Annotated in this window: 22 protein-coding genes; 8 read left to right on the top strand and 14 right to left on the bottom strand. The window is 62.5% G+C overall.

The genetic code is table 11. From position 1 onward, the window contains the following. Nucleotides 1–47 precede the first annotated feature (47 nt). From X733_RS159105 to X733_RS159090, 4 genes are all read left to right on the top strand, one after another. Nucleotides 48–893, top strand: coding sequence for a DUF1194 domain-containing protein (locus X733_RS159105; protein WP_023691008.1), 846 nt, complete (start codon nt 48–50; stop codon nt 891–893). A gap of 99 nt (nt 894–992) precedes the next feature. Then, the gene (locus X733_RS159100) at nt 993–1,943 is read left to right on the top strand and encodes an ABC transporter substrate-binding protein (RefSeq protein WP_023688106.1); all 951 of its coding nucleotides are present in this window, start codon (nt 993–995) and stop codon (nt 1,941–1,943) included. Nucleotides 1,944–2,033: 90 nt separating this feature from the next. Next, nucleotides 2,034–2,807, top strand: coding sequence for an ABC transporter permease (locus X733_RS159095; protein ID WP_023688107.1), 774 nt, complete (start codon nt 2,034–2,036; stop codon nt 2,805–2,807). After that, entirely contained in the window at nt 2,804–3,601 is a 798-nt protein-coding gene (locus X733_RS159090; RefSeq protein WP_023696446.1) for an ABC transporter ATP-binding protein, read from the top strand. Before X733_RS159095 ends, X733_RS159090 begins: the two co-directional genes overlap by 4 nt. Nucleotides 3,602–3,614: 13 nt before the next feature. Here the strand turns inward: X733_RS159090 and X733_RS159085 are convergent, their stop codons facing one another. From X733_RS159085 to X733_RS159080, 3 genes are all read right to left on the bottom strand, one after another. Beyond that, nucleotides 3,615–4,553 (bottom strand): GlxA family transcriptional regulator, encoded by a 939-nt coding sequence (locus X733_RS159085; protein ID WP_348524244.1) that lies wholly within the window; start codon nt 4,551–4,553, stop codon nt 3,615–3,617. Nucleotides 4,554–4,902: 349 nt separating this feature from the next. After that, the gene (locus X733_RS1000000171270; protein WP_023681787.1) at nt 4,903–5,037 is read right to left on the bottom strand and encodes a hypothetical protein; all 135 of its coding nucleotides are present in this window, start codon (nt 5,035–5,037) and stop codon (nt 4,903–4,905) included. Nucleotides 5,038–5,400: 363 nt separating this feature from the next. Then, nucleotides 5,401–5,586, bottom strand: a complete 186-nt coding sequence (locus tag X733_RS159080) for a hypothetical protein (RefSeq protein ID WP_023681786.1) — start codon at nt 5,584–5,586, stop codon at nt 5,401–5,403. Between the two features lie 202 nt (nt 5,587–5,788). On the opposite strand from X733_RS159080, the gene X733_RS159075 reads away from it, so the two are divergent. Then, complete coding sequence (locus X733_RS159075) at nt 5,789–6,688, top strand: LysR substrate-binding domain-containing protein (protein ID WP_023670389.1); 900 nt, start codon at nt 5,789–5,791, stop codon at nt 6,686–6,688. Between the two features lie 123 nt (nt 6,689–6,811). Here X733_RS159075 and X733_RS159070 read toward each other — a convergent pair whose 3' ends face one another. The 9 genes from X733_RS159070 to X733_RS159035 form a co-directional block, all read right to left on the bottom strand. Further along, nucleotides 6,812–7,762, bottom strand: coding sequence for an alpha/beta hydrolase (locus X733_RS159070; protein WP_023818043.1), 951 nt, complete (start codon nt 7,760–7,762; stop codon nt 6,812–6,814). Nucleotides 7,763–8,013: 251 nt separating this feature from the next. Continuing rightward, entirely contained in the window at nt 8,014–8,181 is a 168-nt protein-coding gene (locus X733_RS1000000170135) for a hypothetical protein (RefSeq protein WP_196813564.1), read from the bottom strand. A gap of 186 nt (nt 8,182–8,367) precedes the next feature. Beyond that, nucleotides 8,368–10,497 (bottom strand): ASKHA domain-containing protein, encoded by a 2,130-nt coding sequence (locus tag X733_RS159065; RefSeq protein WP_032910877.1) that lies wholly within the window; start codon nt 10,495–10,497, stop codon nt 8,368–8,370. After that, nucleotides 10,448–11,422: a methyltetrahydrofolate cobalamin methyltransferase gene (locus tag X733_RS159060; protein WP_023681781.1), complete on the bottom strand. Its 975-nt coding sequence runs from the start codon at nt 11,420–11,422 to the stop codon at nt 10,448–10,450. Before X733_RS159060 ends, X733_RS159065 begins: the two co-directional genes overlap by 50 nt. Before the next feature lie 80 nt (nt 11,423–11,502). Next, nucleotides 11,503–12,594: a methylenetetrahydrofolate reductase gene (locus X733_RS159055; protein WP_023681780.1), complete on the bottom strand. Its 1,092-nt coding sequence runs from the start codon at nt 12,592–12,594 to the stop codon at nt 11,503–11,505. Next, nucleotides 12,591–13,214 (bottom strand): methylenetetrahydrofolate reductase C-terminal domain-containing protein, encoded by a 624-nt coding sequence (locus X733_RS159050; protein ID WP_023681779.1) that lies wholly within the window; start codon nt 13,212–13,214, stop codon nt 12,591–12,593. Before X733_RS159050 ends, X733_RS159055 begins: the two co-directional genes overlap by 4 nt. Beyond that, nucleotides 13,207–13,509 (bottom strand): virulence factor, encoded by a 303-nt coding sequence (locus X733_RS159045; RefSeq protein ID WP_023670397.1) that lies wholly within the window; start codon nt 13,507–13,509, stop codon nt 13,207–13,209. The genes X733_RS159050 and X733_RS159045 overlap by 8 nt, the downstream gene beginning before the upstream one ends. Before the next feature lie 188 nt (nt 13,510–13,697). Then, nucleotides 13,698–14,480 (bottom strand): formyl transferase, encoded by a 783-nt coding sequence (locus X733_RS159040; protein WP_023818045.1) that lies wholly within the window; start codon nt 14,478–14,480, stop codon nt 13,698–13,700. Nucleotides 14,481–14,590: 110 nt separating this feature from the next. Then, a complete protein-coding gene (locus X733_RS159035) occupies nt 14,591–15,166 on the bottom strand; it encodes a DUF4893 domain-containing protein (protein ID WP_023670399.1) in 576 nt (191 codons plus the stop codon). Nucleotides 15,167–15,177: 11 nt separating this feature from the next. Here X733_RS159035 and X733_RS1000000169410 point away from each other — a divergent pair, with 11 nt between their 5' ends. Next, nucleotides 15,178–15,816, top strand: coding sequence for a hypothetical protein (locus tag X733_RS1000000169410; protein ID WP_155924159.1), 639 nt, complete (start codon nt 15,178–15,180; stop codon nt 15,814–15,816). Nucleotides 15,817–15,831: 15 nt separating this feature from the next. Here X733_RS1000000169410 and X733_RS159025 read toward each other — a convergent pair whose 3' ends face one another. Then, complete coding sequence (locus X733_RS159025; RefSeq protein WP_023733763.1) at nt 15,832–16,473, bottom strand: DUF1638 domain-containing protein; 642 nt, start codon at nt 16,471–16,473, stop codon at nt 15,832–15,834. A gap of 65 nt (nt 16,474–16,538) precedes the next feature. Between X733_RS159025 and X733_RS22740 the strand changes: the two genes are divergently transcribed. Beyond that, nucleotides 16,539–16,679 (top strand): entericidin A/B family lipoprotein, encoded by a 141-nt coding sequence (locus X733_RS22740; protein WP_023688117.1) that lies wholly within the window; start codon nt 16,539–16,541, stop codon nt 16,677–16,679. Nucleotides 16,680–16,767: 88 nt separating this feature from the next. Here X733_RS22740 and X733_RS159020 read toward each other — a convergent pair whose 3' ends face one another. Continuing rightward, the gene (locus X733_RS159020; RefSeq protein WP_023688118.1) at nt 16,768–17,466 is read right to left on the bottom strand and encodes a B12-binding domain-containing protein; all 699 of its coding nucleotides are present in this window, start codon (nt 17,464–17,466) and stop codon (nt 16,768–16,770) included. Nucleotides 17,467–17,725: 259 nt separating this feature from the next. Here X733_RS159020 and X733_RS159015 point away from each other — a divergent pair, with 259 nt between their 5' ends. After that, nucleotides 17,726–19,300, top strand: a complete 1,575-nt coding sequence (locus X733_RS159015; RefSeq protein WP_023818047.1) for a trimethylamine methyltransferase family protein — start codon at nt 17,726–17,728, stop codon at nt 19,298–19,300. The last annotated feature ends 30 nt before the right edge of the window (nt 19,301–19,330 follow it).

Consider the following 19,330-nt stretch of genomic DNA (forward strand, 5'->3'; position numbering starts at 1 on the left):
CCGGGCTTTTTGCTTTGTCAGCAGCCGGTTTTCGCTTACCTTCGGGTATGTCTGCTTTTTCTTGCGCACGACATTTCCTTTCAGGCAGCGCCGCGCTGGCGCTGGGGCTCTGGCTGGTGCCGCCGGTTCAAGCCGCCGAGCCGGTCGACGTCGAGCTGGTGCTGGCCGTCGACGTGTCGCTGTCGATGTCGCCGGGCGAACTTGAAATCCAGCGTCACGGCTATGCTGCTGCGCTGACGCACGACAATGTTCTGCAGGCCATCGCCGATGGCGCCTACGGCAAGGTCGCCGTCACCTATGTCGAATGGGCGGGAGCGACCACGCAGCAGGTCGTCGTGCCGTGGACGGTGATCGCCAGCCGGGCCGATGCCGAGCGGGTGGCCGCGCAGCTTTCCGCCCATCCGCCGGCCAGCGCCCGGCGCACCTCGATTTCCGGCGCGCTGGAATTCGGCAGCGATCTGTTCGCCGAAAGCGGTTTTCAGGGGACAAAGCGCGTCATCGATATTTCCGGCGACGGGCCCAACAACCAGGGCGCGCCCGTCGACATCACCCGCGACGCGGTGGTCAAGCAAGGCATCATCATCAACGGCCTGCCGCTGATGACGCGCGGCGGGTTCGGCGGCGCCTATGACGTCAACAATCTCGACCGCTACTACAGCGACTGCGTCATCGGCGGTCCCGGATCCTTCATGATCCCGGTCAATGACTGGACGCAGTTTCCCGAAGCCATCCGCCGCAAGCTGGTGCTGGAGCTGGCCGGCGCCGCTTCGCCGCAACGGGCGCGCGAGGAGGCCGGGCATCCGCCGGTGGTGCTGGCGCAGGACCGGCCGACCGACTGCCAGGTCGGCGAAAAGATGTGGCGCGACCGCAGCTGGATGTTCGATGCGCGTTAGCGTTCGAATCATCACGCTGCCGTGAAGGGCCGGTTTCATTGACAAGCCCATGGGCGTCTGTGACACAATTCGGCATCCGAAAAAACAAGGGGAACCGACATGAACAAGACCATCGTCGCTGCCGCGGTATTGGCGCTTGCGGCTGCAATATCCGTGCCGGCCGAGGCTGCCACATCGGTCACCATCGGCATCAGCGGATGGACCGGCTTTGCGCCGCTGACGCTCGCCAAGCAGGCCGGCATCTTCGAGAAGCATGGCCTCGACGTGACCCTGAAGAAAGTGCCGCAGGCCAGCCGGCCGCTCGCCATCGCCAGCGGCGATCTGCAATGCGCCGCCACCACGGTCGAGACCTGGCTGGTGTGGAACGCCTCAGGGGTGACCACCAAGCAGATCTTCCAGCTCGACAAATCCTATGGCGCCGACGGCATTGTCGTGCGCAACGACATCAAGACCGTCGCCGACCTCAAGGGCAAGAATGTCGCGTCCTCGGCGCCGGGCACGTCGCCCTATTTCATGCTGGCCTGGGTGCTGAACAAGAACGGCCTGTCGACCAAGGATGTGACCGTCGTCAACCTGGAACCGGATGCGGCGGCGCAAGCCTTCCTGGCCGGCCAGAACGATGCGGCGGTCACCTATGAGCCGTTCATCTCGGCGGTGCGCGACAAGTCCGATCAGGGCCACATATTGGCGACCACGCTCGACTACCCGATGGTGCTCGACACGGTCGGCTGCACGCCTGAATTCCTCACCGCCAATCCCGACGCCGCCAAGGCGCTGGCCGACAGTTATTTCGAAGCGCTCGACCTGATCAAGAGCGATCCGCAGAGATCCTACGAGATCATGGGCGCCGACGTGAAGCAGTCTGCGAAAGAATTCGAGGATTCGGCGAAATACCTGAAATGGGCCGACAAGGCGGAGAACAAGCAGTTCTTCACCAAGGAATTCCAGGACTTTTCCAAGACCGCCGGCGAGCTTCTGCTGCAGATGGGGTTGATCAAGGAAGCGCCAGATGTTGCCACGCTGGCCGACACCAGCGCGGTGGCGAACTGATAGTCCGGCCTTTGACCATTGTGCGGCGGCGCCTAGGGCCGCCGCTCTCTCCTGGACAAGTGATGATTTGACGATGCGGACGATCTGAAGATGCGCCCCTTGCATCCGGTGTCGCCGGGCATTCGAACCGTGCTTGGCATTTCCTTCTTCGTGCTGTTCGTCGCCTTCTGGGCGTGGATCACGCTTGGCGGCCACGTCAACCGCATCTTCCTCGCCGACCCGCTGTCGATGCTGCGGGATGGTTGGCGGCTGCTGGTCGAGGACCGCTTCTGGCTCGACATATTGATCACCATCTGGCGGGTCTTCGGCGGGTTCCTGCTGGCGTCGATCGTCGCCGTGCCGATCGGCATCGCCATGGGCGCCTGGAAACCAATAGAGGCGTTTCTGGAGCCGTTCGTCTCCTTCGCCCGCTACCTCCCGGCTTCGGCCTTCATTCCGCTGCTCATCCTGTGGGCCGGCATTGGCGAGCTGGAAAAGCTGCTGGTCATCTTCGTCGGCTCGGTGTTCCAGATCATCCTGATCGTCGCGGTCAAGGTGGGCTCGACGCGGCGCGACCTGGTCGAGGCGGCCTATACGCTGGGCTCGACCAACAGCGGCATCGTCAAACGGGTCATCATGCCGGCCAATGCGCCCGAGATTGCCGAGACGCTGCGGCTGGTGCTCGGCTGGGCTTGGACCTATGTCATCGTCGCCGAGCTGATCGGTTCGTCCTCAGGCATCGGCTACATGATCATCAACAGCCAGTCGCGGCTGGCGACAGGGCAGATCATCTTCGGCATCATCGTCATCGGGCTGATCGGACTGTTGTCCGACTTCGCCTTCAAGGCGTTCAATCGCTGGCTCTTTCCCTGGAGCCTGGCATGAGCAAGTTGCTTATCGAAGGCGTCTCGCGAACCTTCGCCGGCGTGCGCGGCGGGCAGCCGGTCAAGGCGCTGATGCCGGTCGACCTTGCGGTCGCGGCCAACGACTTCATCACCATTCTGGGGCCGTCCGGCTGCGGGAAGTCGACGCTGCTCAGGATCGTTGCCGGCCTGGAAGCGCCGAGCGAAGGCCGTGTGCTGCTCGACGGCAAGGCGGTGACGCGGCCGGGACCGGATCGCGGCATGGTGTTCCAGTCCTACACGCTGTTTCCGTGGCTAACGGTGGCGCAGAATATCGCCTTCGGACTGCGCGAACGTGGCATGGCCGAAAAGGAGCGAGACGGGATCGTCGCTTCCTATGTCGACCTCGTCGGGCTCAAGGGCTTCGAGAACCATTGGCCAAAGCAGCTGTCCGGCGGCATGCAGCAGCGCACGGCGATCGCCCGGGCGCTGGCCAACGACCCCGAAATCCTGTTGCTGGACGAGCCGTTCGGTGCGCTCGACAACCAGACGCGCGGACTGATGCAGGAACTGCTGCTCGGCATCTGGGAGCGGCGCAAGAAGACAGTGCTGTTCGTCACCCACGACATCGAGGAGGCGATCTTCATGGCTTCGCGGGTGATCGTGATGAGCGCGCGGCCAGGCCGCATCAAGTCGGATGTCGCCATCGACCTGCCGCATCCGCGTCACTATACGCTGAAGACCAGCCGGGAGTTCTCGGCGCTCAAGGCGCGGCTGACCGAGGATATCCGCGTCGAGGCGATGCGCACAGTACAGGCGCAGCCCGCCGAAGCCTGAGTGCGTTTTCGGATCAGGCCGCCAGCAATTGCTTGCGGTCGACGCGCTCCTGCTGCGGCGAGCGGGCATAGAGTTCGCGGTAGCATTTGGAGAAATGCGACGCCGAGACGAAGCCGCAGGCGACCGCTACCTCGACCACCGGCATCGAGGACTGGATCAGCAGGTGCCGGGCGCGGTCGAGGCGGATTTCCAAGTAGTAGCGGGCAGGGGATCTGCCCATCTCGGTGCGGAACAGGCGCTCGATCTGGCGGCGCGACAGGTCGACATGGTCGGCGATCTCGATCAGCGACAGCGGTTCGGAGAGATTGCCTTCCATCAGTTCGATGATGGTCAGCACCTTGGAATTCTGCACGCCGAGGCGGGCGCGCAGCGGCAGGCGCTGGCGGTCGGTGGGGCTGCGCACGCGGTCGGTTAGCACCTGCTCGCACACGCGGTTGACCAGATTGTCGTCGAAATCGTCGCCGATCAGCTTGAGCATCATGTCGAGGGCGGCGGTGCCGCCGGCGCAGGTGTAGATGTTCTGGTCGATCTCGAAGAGGTCGGCAAAGACGTTGGCCTTGGGAAAGGCCTCGGAAAAGCCCGGCAGGTTTTCCCAATGGATGGCGCAGCGCTTGTTGGAGAGCAGGCCGGCGGCGGCAAGGATATGCGCGCCGGTGCACAGGCCGCCGACGGCGACGCCTCTGTTGTATTCCTCGCGCAGCCAGGCGAAGGCCGACCTATTCTGGTAGCGCTCGACATTCATGCCGCTGCAGACGATGGCCATGTTCGGCCGATCCGGCCCGGCCATTTTCTTGCGCTCTTCCTCGAGCGAGGTGTTGACGGCGCATTCGACGCCGTTGGAGGCGCGCACCGGCTTGCCGTCGATGCTGGCGAGGCGCCAGCGATAGGCCTCATAGCCGAGCATGCGGTTGGCCGAGCGCAGCGGGTCGAGCGCCGTCGCAAAGGCGATCATGGTGAAGTCCGGGACAAGGAAGAATACAAACGATCGCTTGATCGGATGCTTTACGGCGTTCAAGGGAACCTCACGCGGCCATGGCGCGAACAGGATGTCGCGAACAGCACAGCGACATCAGGAAAAACCATTCCTGTCAATCGGCTAGGGGGCTAAGCGGAAACTATATTTGCGACATGGGTCGCAAATGAGCAATCGTCCGGGATGACAGGCACGGGCTGCCGACGGATTGGGCATGGTGGCGGCGGCATAGGTGCCAAAAATGAGAAACGCCGCTTCGGTCAAGCCGAAGCGGCGCTGTTATCGACTATCGGCAGCGGCAGGGAAGCGCTGAGCGCTAGCCGTTATCTCAGGCAACGAAACCGAGGCGCACCGCATTCATGGCACCGGTCTGGCCGGGCATGGTATTGGCAAGGCGCTGGCGCTCGAGAGCGGTCGTCAGGTTCATTTCGCGGCGGGCAAAGAGGCGGGCAAAAAGCTTCATCATCATCTCCTATCGGTTGCTCAGACGGGTCGCCTTCGCTTGATGGAGTGGGGCAGCTCGTTTGCTGACGGTGATATAGGCCTGCGTGAGCAGAAACTAAATCGCAAATGCGAAGCGCTTGAATGGAAATGCGACATCGTTTGCGACATTATTGGGCATGGTGCCCAAAATTTACGATTACTTACAGTGTGTTACCGGCGACATTGAGGCGCCATGCAAGTGACGCATATGCGCCATGCAGCGGCGACACGGCTCTGAAAATCATTTGAGTGCAAATAAGTTGGAGAAAGCCTGCAGGGCCAATAGAGAAGGCCTGCCGGGCTGGTCTGCGCGGCAGGCCTTCAGCACAAGGTACACAATGGTTTACTTTGCTCCAGCCCAGGATCCGACGCCGTGGCGTGCACCGGTCTTGGTGTCGGCAGCTTCAGGCCAGCCGATATCCTTCTGCAGTTCGATCGGCAGCGAGCGGATCGCACGTTCGGTCTGGAAGCGGGCGCGGGCCGCGCTCAATTCGGTCGCAAGCCGACCGATGGATGACAGGATAGACATTTCATTCTCCTTTGGTTGTGGCACGTCCCGCATGAACGCGTTCCGTCGCCTGGATATTCCGCATCGAGTGCAATTCCGTGTCAGGAGCGTTGGAGCCATGGCACGTCCTGCCTTCGATGGAGTTGACTATCCTCCCAATCTGATGTTCAATCAAACGAAATGGAATGATGCTTCACATCAGAAAAATTGAAGGTCGATCCCGATGAACGCCCCACTCAATCATCCGCTGCCGCTGCTCGATCTCGACGTTTTGCGCACCTTCGTGGCCATTGCAGAGACCGGCAGTTTCACCACGGCGGCCAATGCGGTGTTCCGCACGCCGTCGGCGGTCTCCATGCAGATCAAGAAGCTCGAGGACATTCTCGGGCGCTCTGTTTTCGCGCGGGATGCGCGCTCGGTGACGCTGACCACGGATGGCGAGATGCTGCTCGGTTATGCCCGCCGGCTGTTGTCGATCAACCGCGAGGTGGTGTCGAAGTTCATCATCCCCGAGATCGTCGGCGTGGTGCGGCTCGGCTCGCCGGACGACTATGGCGAGCGCGTGTTGCCGCATGTGCTGAAGCGTTTCGCGCAGTCGCATCCGTCGATTGCCGTCGACGTCACCATCGACCAGAGCAGCAATCTGCGCCGCCGCATGGACGACCGGGCGCTCGACATCACGCTGCTGACCAATTCCTACAAGACCAGCGCACTCGGCGCCGAGGTGCTGCTCACCGAGCCGATCGTCTGGGCCGGCGCCAAGGGCGGCAGCGCGCATCTGCGCGAGCCTTTGCCGGTGTCGCTGTGGGAAGAGGGCTGCGCCTGGCGGGCCGGCGCGCTCGATGCGCTGAGCCGTGAAGGCCGCAATTACCGCATCGCCTATATGAGCGCCCACACGGCAGGCCAGCGCGCCGCCATCATGTCGGATCTCGCGGTTGCGCCGCTGCCGAAGTCATTCCTCGGCAACGACATGGTCGAGCTTTGCCCGAAGGACGGCATGCCCGATATCGGCACCTACAATCTGGCGATGGTGGTGTCGCCGGACGCCAGCGCGCCGGTCAAGGCCGTCGCCGACCATATCCGTGCGACGTTCGAGCTTTTCCGCGAAACCGGCAAGTTCTAGAGCGGTTCACCGTTTCACGGAAACGCGAGCCGCTTTAACTCCTTGTTTTGACGCAATTCCCAAGGGAAAGCGCTACACGCTTTTCCCGGGAAACCGTTTTACACTTTTCCTGGAATTGCTCTGCTATTCCGCTGCTTGGGCGGGGCGCGCCGCGAGAGCGGGTCGCGCCGTGCGCCGCGCAGTTGGCTCACCTTCAAGGAAGGTGACGATGCTGTCCCTGGCGCGACGCGCCTCCGGCATCTCGATCAGCGGCCAGACGTGGAACATGCCTTCCTCGTAGACGACCTCGACGTCGACGCCGGCAGCGCGCGCCTTTTTGGCGAAGATCAGATTGTCGGGGCTGAGCAGGTCGTGCGAGCCGGTCAGAAGCAGGGTCTTCGGCAGCACCGCGAGGTCGCCATAGAGCGGGCTGATGTGCCAGTCGCTGCGATCAATGCCGGCACTGTACATGCGGATCGCTTCCAGCCCGCCGGAAATGCCGAGCCACGGATCGTTGCGTTCCGCCTCGAACACTTCGGGGTTGGACAGCGACATGTCGAGGCCGGGTGAAATCAGCACGTGGCGCGACGGCAAGGGCAGGCCTTCCTCAGCCGCCATCATGGTCAGCACGACGGCCATGTTGCCGCCCGCGGAATCGCCCATGAAGACGATGTCTTCAGCGTCGGTCTCATCCAGCATCTGCCGGTAGACGTCGCCGACCATGCCGAACATGGCGTGGAAATCATGCTCCGGCGCGATGGGATAAATCGGCACGGTGATGCCGAAACCCAAGCGCTCGGCCACCTCGGCGATCAACCCCCAATGATAGGATGTGATCTGGAAGACATAGGCGCCGCCATGCATGTAGAGGATGCGCCTGCGTTCGCCGGCCTTCGGCGCGATTTCATAGACAGGGAAGCCATCGACGCTGCGCTCGGTGATATCGAGCCGCTCCCGCAGCAATGCCGGGGGATGATGATCCTCGGTCTTGCGGGCATAGGCGATCCAGCGCTGCAGGTTTTCCGGGCTGGCAAATGCCTTCTTGCGGCTGTGCCGGAGGATGAAGGAAACGAGGTGGCTTTTGAAACTGGGCATTCGCCTACACAAGCTCGGCCGCAGCCGACTAAGAGAATTCCCCCACTGTCGCGAAGATCGTACCTCCAGCCGAAATGTCAAGATTCTGGCCCAAGCCAACACGGTTGTTTGATCAGCCAGGTCCGCTGTTTTGCGCAGCGCGGCTCAGCGCCGGGGCAGCAGCGCGGCGCGAAGCTTGATGTCGGTCGCAGCCGGGACCATGCGGCGGCCCCGGCGCTTAGTCAGCAATTTGCACTTGTCGGCGAAGGTCATCAGCGGCCCGAGCCCAGGATCAGACGCGACAGGTTGGTCTGGGCGTCGATGCGCGGCGACACGGGCCAGCCGATGTCCTTCTGGATTTCGGGTGGCAGGTTGTTCATGGCGCGCACGGCCTGTGCATTCTTCATGGCCGCACGAAAACGGCCGAGGGTCTCGAACATCTCTATTCTCCTTTGGAGCGTTGTGGCGGCGGAATAGTCCGGTCCGCCATTCGATGTCCGTTAAATGCTTCACGTCTGTATCGGACGTATTGCGCCAAAACAGCGTTTCGGTTTCCAGATCGGTGCGATCTGGAAACATTTGCATACAAATGAAATTGGTCGAATTGGCGGCCTTCGTAAGGTGGCTTATTCCCGGCTGCGCCTGGCGGCATGGCCTTCACGCGAACGCCGGCGCGGGGCGGCGTCGCCGGCGACGCCATCCTGGCTGACGGTCTTGCGTGGCGGCAATTTCACCGCCGCCGACAGTTTCGGGAACGGATCGACCTTGTTGGGAAGCGCCATGGCGTAGACGAAATGCTCCTGGAATTTCGGCTCCAGTGCGGTCTCGATCTTCTCGATGTGGCTGACCGTGTCCTCGATCTCGCGGCGATAGCCGCGGTTGAGCAGCGCCATCCGCGCACCGGCGCCGGCGGCGTTGCCGACGGCCGAGACCTTGTCGAGGTCGCAGTCCGGGATCAGGCCGAGCACCATGGCGTATTTCGGATCGATGAACGAGCCGAAGGCGCCGGCGAAATGGATGCGGTCGACGTGTTCGGTGTTCTGCTTTTCCATCAGAAGCTTGGTGCCGGCATAGAGCGCCGCCTTGGCAAGCTGGATGGCGCGCACGTCGGTCTGCGTGATGGTGATCTTGGGTTCGCCTTCCTTCAAGACATAAGAGAAGGTGCGGCCGTTGACCGTGACGCGCGGCGACCGCTCGGCCAGCGACCCGTCGATGACGCCATCCTCGGAGATGATGCCGGCGAGGTACATTTCGGCCACGATCTCGATGATGCCGGAGCCGCAAATGCCGGTGACGCCGGTCGCCTGCACGCTATCCAGGAAGCCGGGGTCGTCGGACCAGAGTTCAGAGCCGATGACGCGGTATTTCGGCTCCAGCGTATCGGGGTCGATGCGCACGCGCTCGATTGCGCCGGGGGCAGCGCGCTGGCCGCCGGAGATTTCCGCGCCCTCGAAGGCGGGACCGGTGGGCGAGGAGGCTGCGACCACCCGCTTGCGGTTGCCAAGCACGATCTCGGCATTGGTGCCGACGTCGACGATCAGCATCATCTCGTCCTGGCGATGCGGGCCTTCCGACAGCGTCACGGCTGCGGCGTCGGCGCCGACATGGCCGGCAATGCAAGGCAGCATATAGAGGCGGGCGCCCTGGTTGAGCTTCAGGCCGATATCGGAGGCCTTGATGCGCACCGCGCCCGAGACGGCGAGTGCGAAGGGCGCGCCGCCGAGTTCGGTCGGATCGATGCCGAGGAACAGATGGTGCATGATCGGATTGCCGACAAAGACGGAATCCAGGATGTCGTTGCGCTGGACATTGCCTTCCGCGCAGACCTTGTCGACCAGGCCCGAGATCGCCTCGCGTACGGCGACCGTCATGCCTTCGCGGCCGTCCGGGTTCATCATCACATAGGAGACGCGGCTCATCAGATCCTCGCCGAAGCGGATCTGCGGGTTGGAGGTGCCCGACGAAGCGGCGACGCGGCCCGACAGCAACGACACCAGATGCATGGCGATGGTGGTCGAGCCGATGTCGCAGGCCAGTCCATAGGCCTCGTTCTTGAGGCCGGGCCAGAGTGCTATGACGCGGGCGATGTCGCTTTCGGCATCCTTGTGGATGGCCGCGGTCGCGGTCCAGTTACCCTTGCGCAGTATGCCTTGCACCTGCGGCATCAGGTAGAAGTCGAATTCGAGGTTTTTAAAGCCCCAATCCTTCATCAAGGCGATCTTGAGGCGGTCGAGATCGCCCAGCGGCTTGTGCATGTCGGGCTCTTCGATCTCGACATAGCACATGCGGATTGCCGCATCGCGGGCGATGACGCGCGTGTCGGCATCCTTGCGGATGGTCTGGGCGTTGATGACCGTGTCCTGCGGCACGTCGATGACGAGGTCGCCGAGGATCTGCGCCGAGCAGGACAGGCGCCGCCGCTCGGGCAGGCCGCGGACGCGCTCATATCGCTCTTCCTTGGCGCCCTTGGGCGAGATGTGGTCGTTGGACGAGACGATCTTGTGCTTGGCGAAATTGCCTTCCTGCACTTCGATCTGGCAGCGACCGCAGGTGGCGCGGCCACCGCAGACGCTCTCGACATAGACGCCGAGCTGACGCGCGGCATCGAGCACCGGTGTGCCGACGGGAAAGCGCCCGCGCTTGCCTGACGGCATGAACAGCACGAGCGGATCGGTAATGTTTGCAGGCGAGTTCACGATTGCGCGCTTATCCCCTGGCCATGCGGGCTTCACGGCCGCCGCGCCGGCGACCGCCATTGCCGCCGCCTTCGCCCGGAGCGTTAACGGCGGTGGGCGCTGCGACCGCCTGGCCGCCTTCGGCCGGTTTGTAATCCTTGTAGGTGCGGATCCAGTTGGTGCAGTTCTCGTCGGTGCCGTTGAGCACATTGGCGCCGCGCACGGCTTCCATTTCCTGCGGGCGAACCGGGTTCATGATAGCGCTAGTCATGCCGGCGCCGATCACCATCGGGATGAAGGCGGCGTTGATGCCGTGGCGGTGCGGCAGGCCGAACGAAATGTTGGACAGGCCGCAAGTGGTGTTGACCTTGAGCTCTTCGCGCAGACGGCGCAGCAACGCGAAGACCTGGCGGCCGGCATCGCCGAGCGCGCCGATCGGCATCACCAGCGGGTCAACGACGACGTCATGCGCAGGAATGCCGAAATCGGCGCAGCGCTGCACGATCTTCTTGGCGACGGCGAAGCGCACATCCGGATCCATCGAAATGCCGGTCTCGTCGTTGGAGATGGCGACGACCGGAACGTTGTACTTCTTGACCAGCGGCAGGATGGCTTCGAGCTTTTCCTCTTCGCCGGTCACGGAGTTGACCAGCGGCCGGCCCTTGGCGACCTTGAGCGCTGCCTCGATGGCGGCGGTCACCGACGAGTCGATCGACAACGGCAAGTCGACAAGGCCCTGGACGATCTCCAGCGTCTGCACGAGCAGGCCGGGTTCGGTTTCGTTCGGATTAACGGAGGTGACGCCGGCATTGACGTCGAGCATGGTGGCGCCGCAGGCGGCCTGTTCCAGCGCATCCTTGACGACGGTCTCGAAATTGCCGGCGATCATCTCGGCGGCCAGCTTCTTGCGGCCGGTCGGGTTGATGCGCTCGCCGATGACGCAGAAAGGCTGGTCGAAGCCGATGATGATCTCTCGTGTCGCCGAGGCGACGATGGTCCGGGTCATGAAGTCTCTCCGCCTGATATAAAGATTTCTTTATATCGTTGTCTGGTTTCATTCAAGCGAATGGCTGGCCGTCCGCGCTGTCAGTGCGCGGTCTTCACCATATCCACCTGCGTTTCGGTAATGTCGTCGTGCAGTATGCTCTCGAGCCGGTCGGCGACCATCTGATCGTCGTGGCGGATCTCGCGTTTCCATGGCTGGCGGCCTTTCAGCACACCCGATTCATCGACGATCTCGGCGACATATTCCTCCTGGCGGTAGGCCATCACATGGATGCCGGAGACACCAGGAATTTCCTTCACCTCGTTGATGATGTCGGTGCAGAGCTGCTTGCCTTCCTTCTTCTGGTCCTGCGCACCTTCCAGCCGCTTGATGATGGCGTCGGGAATATGAATGCCCGGCACGTTGGAGCGGATCCATTTGGCCGTCTTGGCCGAAGCCAGCGGGCCGACGCCGCACAGGATGAAAACTTTTTCCGTATGCCCCAAGTCCCGCGCCCTCTGCATGAAGGTTCTGAACATCGGCACGTCGAAGCAGTATTGCGTCTGCACGAACTGCGCGCCGGCGGCGATCTTCTTGCCGAGATGGATCGGGCGGAAATCGAAGGGTGGCGCGAAGGGGTTGACGGCGGCGCCGAGGAAAATTTGCGGCGGCGTCGTCAACTTGCGGCCGGACAGGAACTTGCCGTTGTCGCGCATGATGCGGCAGGTTTCGAGCAACGACATGGAATCGAGGTCGAAGACAGGCTTGGCGCCGGGCTGGTCGCCGGCCTGGACGCCGTCGCCGGTGAGGCACAGCATGTTGGCGACGCCCATGGCGGCACCGCCCAGCACGTCGCCCTGGATCGCGATGCGGTTCCTGTCGCGGCAGGCGATCTGCATGATCGGCGCGTAACCCATGCGGGTCAAAAGCGCGCAGATGCCGACCGACGACATGTGGCAGTTGGCGCCGGAGGCATCGACGGCATTGATGGCGTCGACCCAGCCGTCGAAGATTTTCGCGCGGTTATAGACGTCTTCGGGATCGGCGCTGTCGGGCGGGTTGAGCTCGGTGGTGACCGCGAATTCGCCGCGCCGCAGCACACGCTCCAGCCGGCCACGCGAGGAGTGGCCGGGCAGCGGATCGAGCGGCAGATGGATGCCGGCCGGGTTTTCATCGCGCTGGCGGCCGATCACGCGGCCGCTCCAGTGTTGGCTTTGGCCGCTGCTTCACGGGCCGCTGCCGACTGGGCCGTCACCCGCAGCCAGGCCGAGGTTTCGCGCAGCGACTGGTCGACCGGCTTCTGCACGGTCAGGATCCTGTCGCCATGCTCCATGTTCCGCGAGCCTTCCCAGGCCTTAACCCAGACGCAAGGCATATCGGGCTCGACCTCGCAATTGCCGTTGGCGCGCACACCGCCGCAAGGGCCGTTGCGCAGCTGCTTGGGGCAGTTCATCGGGCACGACATGCCGGTCGAGGACAGGATGCACTGGCCGCACATGCGGCAGTCGAACATGAAGCCCTTGACGCGCCTTTCGACAAACTTGATCGGCGCCTCGACGCGCCCATAGCCGAGGCCTTTCCAAAGCGGATGAAGAAGCAGGAACATGTCGGCGAACCTGGAGTAGAACCATTCGAGCAATCGCGAGTGCCGAATGGACCACAGCCTGATGGCAAACGACCGCTGCACGCGCCGCTGCGGCGACACGTCGGCCGGCTTGTAGTCGGATTTCGGCGCTGCCTTCTTGACCTGCGTGGCCTGGGTAAACGGCTGGGTAACCCTTGGCCCTTCTTTGGCAGGAGTGGTTTCAGACATTTTCTTTCCCGCCTGCCTTGACTAGAGCGACCAGCCGCTCGCGGTCGTATTTCGCGTCGATGTCGCTGAATGCCTTCTCGACCTCGGCTTCGAGGTCGTCGCCGACCGGGATCGGATCGGCCTTGCGCCATTCGGCGAGGTAATCGTCGGTGCCGCCGGCGCCGGTGCGCATGGCGCACATATCGATCGCCTCGGTGAAGCGCAGCGGCAGTTCGCGCTTGGCGTTCTGCCGGCCCTTCTTGACGATGACCTGGGCGGGGATGTCGCGCCAATAGACGACAATCAGATCGGCCATGAATTCTCTCACTCCCTGTAGAGCGCCGTGCGTCCATGAGGGAAACGACGTTCCACCACTTTATCCAGCTGGTGTGAGCATTGCCGGATGCGCAGTGGGGCTGCTTGTTATGGGACGACGCGCGCGCATTCAAAAGCGACGCTATTGAGAGTCGCAAAAAGAAAGGCGAGATTCCGAGGGAAGGCTGGCTACCAAACCCGCTTGGTCAGGCCGGTCCAGAGATAGAACCAGATCGTCGGGTGGTACCATTGTTTCGAGGGCAGGTCCGGCTTGATCGTGGCCAACTTTCCGTCCAAGGCACCGTGGACCGCCTCGACGCAGATGTCGCGCGAGAACGCCGCCTGGCGCAACGCATAGCTCGAAATCGTGTCGCCGGGCTCCGGCTTGCCGCGCGCCTGTTTCAACACGCCGCCGGTGTCGACGCCGGCGTCGACCAGATGCACGGTGGTGCCGAAATTCTGGAGATCGCCGCAGGCCAGCGCCCAGTAGCCGCCATTCATGCCGCGGTATTTCGGCGCGATGCCGGCGTGGTAGTTGAGCACCGGGCAGGGCATTTGCGCCAGCGTCTGCCGGGACAAAATCCGGCAGCCGGCGAGCAGCACCACGCCCGGGCGGATGTCGGCGACCGCCTGCAGGCAATCGGGCCCGTCGGCGGAGGAGACGTGGATGATCTTTTGTCCCGGCCTCGGCTCTGTCTGCAGTTTTTGCGCTGCGATCAGCCGCTCCGCGTGCCCGGCGAAGAAGCGCTTGCCGAGCCTCGTCAACACCATCGTGCCAAGCTGGCCGATGGCCGAAAACAAGCCCTGGCGGCGCGCCCGGCCGAGCAGCAATTGTTTTTTGGATTCAGGGCTTTCGAGGATGACGCTGACAGGACCGAACTGGTCGGCGATGGCGTTGACGATGGTCCAGATGTGCGGCCCGCCTTCGGTGACGATGACGATCGCAGCACTTTTTTCAACCGCTGATGCCATGGCGCGCTTTCTTGCCGGCGCGCAACCATTTGCCGTGCGCTGCCCGGCTCAATTCTGTGCCGGGCGAGGTTAAATCTTGATGACCGCCCGGCCAGCGAGAGACCAACGGATCAGCGCTTGAACTCGATGATGTCAAGTTTCGATTCGTAGTAGGGCGCCGGGAATTCGATGCGCCATTCATTGGCGCTGGTGCGGAAGGCATAGCCGACCTGGTCGCTTTCCGGGCCGCTGCCATAGGGTTTAGGCTTGTTGTCATTGACATAGCCGGAGCCGAGATAGATCGCGCGTTTTTCGCTATCGTCGAAGAAACGGCCCTTGGTGCGTTGCGAGCCGCTGACCTTTTCCAGCTGCCAGCCGGAGCCATCGTCCGTGACCTTGCACTTGAACCAGCCATAGATGACCAGCGGGCCGGTCAGGCCCACCTTGATGGTTCGGCATTGCCAGTTGCCGCTCAGGTCCTTGTCGGAAAAGGCCACTATCGGCTTTGCCAGCAGCGCGTCGAGTTGGCTGACCTCAGCCGGGTCTCCCGCTTTTGCCTCGGCCAGCGCCGCCTTGCGGGTCTCGCCATATTTGTCGAGCCGCACCTTGTCGGCAGGCGTGATGATCTTCTGCACCTCGCCGTCGGCGCGAGCGGGCAAGACGAGGCAGAGGAGGCCAAGGGCGGCGAGCAGGACGCGAGGGGTCATCGGTGGTATCCATGTTGGCGCGGCTGGAGCAGCCGATTCTATCTTCCAGTGCACACTTACCCATTCGCGGCGGCCTGTCATCCGTGCTTAAACAGCGGTATGTTCCGCGGGAGGTGCGCGTGGGGGTTACAATCCATTTTGAGGGACAACTGCGCGGAGAGGAACAATATGTTGCGCTGTTGCAGGAAGTTGAAGCGCTTGCCATCGCTCGAGACTGGCGATTTCGGCCGATAGACGAGGCCGAAATGGTTCTCAACCGGGTCATCGACGAACGCAGCGTTGACTATATCGGCCCGGTCTTGGGGATAGAATGCCAGCCGCATCCCAAGTCGGATCGCCTAAGGTTCGAGTTCGACAGGGACCTCTTCATGCAGCAATATTGCAAGACCCAGTTTGCGGGGTCGGAGGCGCATATCGAGATCATCGAGTTGCTTCGCAAAGTTGCTCCTTTTTTCGACAAGTTCGACGTCTTCGATGAAGGCGAGTACTGGCAACTGGGCGACCGCACAATTCTGCAGGTCAATCTCGACACAGTCGACGCTCTGCTTGCAGAGGCTTTGCGCAAGGATCCAACTGCAAGAGGGCCGATCCGGTTAGACAACGGCCGCGTTGTCGATTTCGTGTCGGATCCGCAACCGGAGAGCAAATAATCCGAAGTCGGGCGCCTAACGCAATTCTTCTGGATGTGCCGCCACCCGCGCCAATTCAGCCGTCAGGTCGCCATAGCCGGTCGAGCGGCGCTCATAGGCGAGGCCAAGCATCTTCGCGGCCTTCTCGGCGACCTTGTCGAGTTCCGGATCGTCGGTCTGGGCGATGTAGATCAGCTTCTGGTAGTTGCCGAAATAGTCCTTGATCAGCTCCGGGTGCTTGTCGAGGCCGAGCGGCTTCATGAAGAAGGCGTCGAACTGGCGGCACAGGAAATCGGTCATGTAGAACGACATCATGTCGTCGTCGGCGACCTTCGCATAGGCGTCCATGCCCTGGTAGAAGGCAAAGCAGTGCGGCCCGGCCATGCGCTCGACGCCGTGCTTCTCCAGGACCCGGTCGAGCATGCCGCCGGTACCGCAATCGGCATAGCCAACGAAGATGTTGCTATAGCCTTCCGCCTTGGCCTTTTCGATCGCCTTGTCCATCGCCGGTGCGATGCGGTCGGGGTAGAAATGGAACTCCGCCGGCAGGCAGGTCAGGTCGAGATGGTCGAGCTTGAGCTGCTCCTTGACGGCCAAAACTTCGCGCGCAATCATTCCGCAGGCGATGACCAGCAGCCTGTCGTCCTGATTCGGTTTCGTTTTTTGCATTCTGGCCATGGAACCCGGTCGAAGCGGCCTTCGTTGCTGTGGGGCGAATCTATCGAGAGAGGGATAAACCGTCCATGAAACTGTTACGCGTTGCGCCGATTGCAATCCTTGCCTGCATCCTGGCGCTTACGGCCTGTGCCAACACCGTCCGTGGTGTCGGCCGGGATATCAAATCGACTGCGAAAGCCGTCGACGACACCGTCACCAAACCCTGACGCAGCCATCCGTTCCAATAGCTGGAACAAAAAAGCCGCGCTGCAAGGCGCGGCTTTCGATTGTGGCCCAGACGCCTTGCGTAACAGATCAGGCTGAAGCGCGCACGTTATGCTTGCGCTTCATGAAGTCCTTGGCGGTCTCGACCGCCACGGCCGCGTCGCGGCAATAGGCATCGGCGCCGACGGCCTTGCCGAATTCCTCGTTTAGCGGCGCGCCGCCGACCAGGACGACATAGTCGTCGCGGATGCCCTTTTCCTTCATCGTGTCGATGACGACCTTCATGTAAGGCATGGTCGTGGTCAAAAGCGCCGACATGCCGATAATGTCGGGCTGGTGCTGCTCGATGGCGTCGAGGTATTTTTCCACCGCATTGTTGATGCCGAGATCGATGACGTCGAAGCCGGCACCTTCCATCATCATGCCGACGAGGTTCTTGCCGATGTCGTGGATGTCGCCCTTGACGGTGCCGATCACCATCTTGCCCTGCTTCGGCGCGCCGGTGGCGGCCAGCAGCGGGCGCAGGATGAACATGCCGGCTTTCATCGCGTTGGCCGACAGCAGCACCTCGGGAACGAACAGGATGCCGTCGCGAAAGTCCTCGCCGACGATGCGCATGCCTTCGACCAGAGCTTCGGTCAGCACCTTGTAGGGCACCCAGCCGCGCTCGAGCAGGATGTTGGTGCCTTCCTCGATCTCTTCCTTCAGCCCGTCATAGAGATCGTCGTGCATCTGCTGCACCAACTCGTCGTCGGAAAGCTCGGAGAGGATGATCTCGTCGTCGGCCATTTTTCTCGGGCTCCTTGCCGCGCGGATGCGATCACGGCGGCTTAAAATAATCGCGTCAATACCTAACCCGGCGGGGGCAGGTATCCATAGCTGATTTGCGACTTCCCGCAAAAGGAAAGCGACCGCAAATCTATTGGAATTCTTGTCGATTTTGCGACAGGCGTTGGCGCTGGCGGGCCGTTTCGAATAGGGTGCATGGCTACGATCCGGGCGAGAAGCCGCCTACGCGGCCGCAAACGGTTTTTAGGGAAAAACGATCATGAGTGAAAACGCGTCAGTCGACCAGGAAGCGTCCAATGCGCGACGTGGACGTGCTGCCAGCGGCGGCGCGGCTGCAAGGCGGGCGGCGCGCTCGGGCGGCGGACCGGGCACCCAGCTCACCTATATCAAGCGCAAGATCAACATCTATGAGGTCCTCAACGAGGAAGGCCTGGCGATTATCGAAAACAACACCGATACGGTGCTGGAAGAGATCGGCATCATCTTTCGCGACGACGCCGAGGCGCTGCAGCTTTGGAAAGAGGCGGGCGCCGACGTCAAGGGCGAGCGCGTGCATTTTCCCAAGGGCCTCTGCCGCTCGCTGCTGGAGACCGCGCCGCCCATCTACACCCAGCATGCGCGCAACGCCGAACGTTCGGTGCAGATCGGCGGCAACGCCACGGTCTTCGCGCCGGTCTATGGTCCGCCCTTCGTGCGCGATCTCGACGGTGTCAGGCGCTACGCGACGATCGAGGATTTCCGGAATTTCGTGAAGCTCGCCTATATGGCGCCGTCGATTCACCATTCGGGCGGCACGGTTTGCGAGCCGGTCGACGTGCCGGTCAACAAACGCCATCTCGACATGATCTACAGCCACATCAAATATTCGGACAAACCGTTCATGGGTTCGGTGACGGCGCCAGAGCGGGCCGAAGACACCGTCGCCATGGCCAAGATCGTGTTCGGCGACGATTTCGTCGAAAACAACACCGTGCTGACCAGCCTGATCAACGCCAATTCGCCGATGGTGTTCGACGAAACCATGCTGGGCGCGCTGAAGGTTTATTCGCGTCACAACCAGGCTTGCATCGTCACGCCGTTCATCCTTGCCGGCGCGATGAGCCCGGTCACGGTGGCCGGCACGCTGACACAGGTTCTGGCCGAGGTGCTGGCCGGTGCCTCTTTCACGCAGTTGATCCGCCCCGGCGCGCCGGTACTGTTCGGCACCTTCGCCTCGTCGATCTCCATGCAGTCTGGTGCGCCGACCTTCGGCACACCGGAGCCGTCGCTGGTTTCCTACGGCGCCGCACAGCTTGCCCGCCGGCTCGGCCTGCCGTTCCGCACCGGCGGATCGCTCTGCGCCTCCAAGGTTCCGGACGCGCAGGCCGCCTATGAGAGCGCCAACACGCTGAACTCGACCATTCTTGCCGGCACCAATTTCGTCCTGCATTCGGCAGGCTGGCTCGAAGGCGGACTGGCGTCCTGCTACGAAAAATTCATGATGGACATCGACCAGCTCGGCATGACGCAAAAGTTTTCCGAAGGCGTCGACCTCTCGGAAAACGGCCAGGCGATGGACGCCATCCGCCAGGTTGGCCCGGGCAGCCACTATCTCGGCTGCGACCACACCCAGGCCAATTTCCAGACCGCCTTCTACCGCTCCAGCATCGCCGACAACAATTCCTACGAGCAGTGGCTGGCCGAGGGCGAGAAGACAGCGCCGCAGCGCGCCAACGAACTCGCCCGCCGCTGGCTGGAGACCTATGAGGCGCCGTATCTCGATCCGGGCATCGACGACGGGCTGAAGGACTACATCGCGACGAAGAAGGCGTCGATGGCTGACGCCTTCACCTGAAAGGAGCCCGAGTCAGGCGGGGCTAAAGTC

Source organism: Mesorhizobium sp. L2C066B000 (assembly GCF_000502335.1).
Lineage (GTDB): Bacteria > Pseudomonadota > Alphaproteobacteria > Rhizobiales > Rhizobiaceae > Mesorhizobium.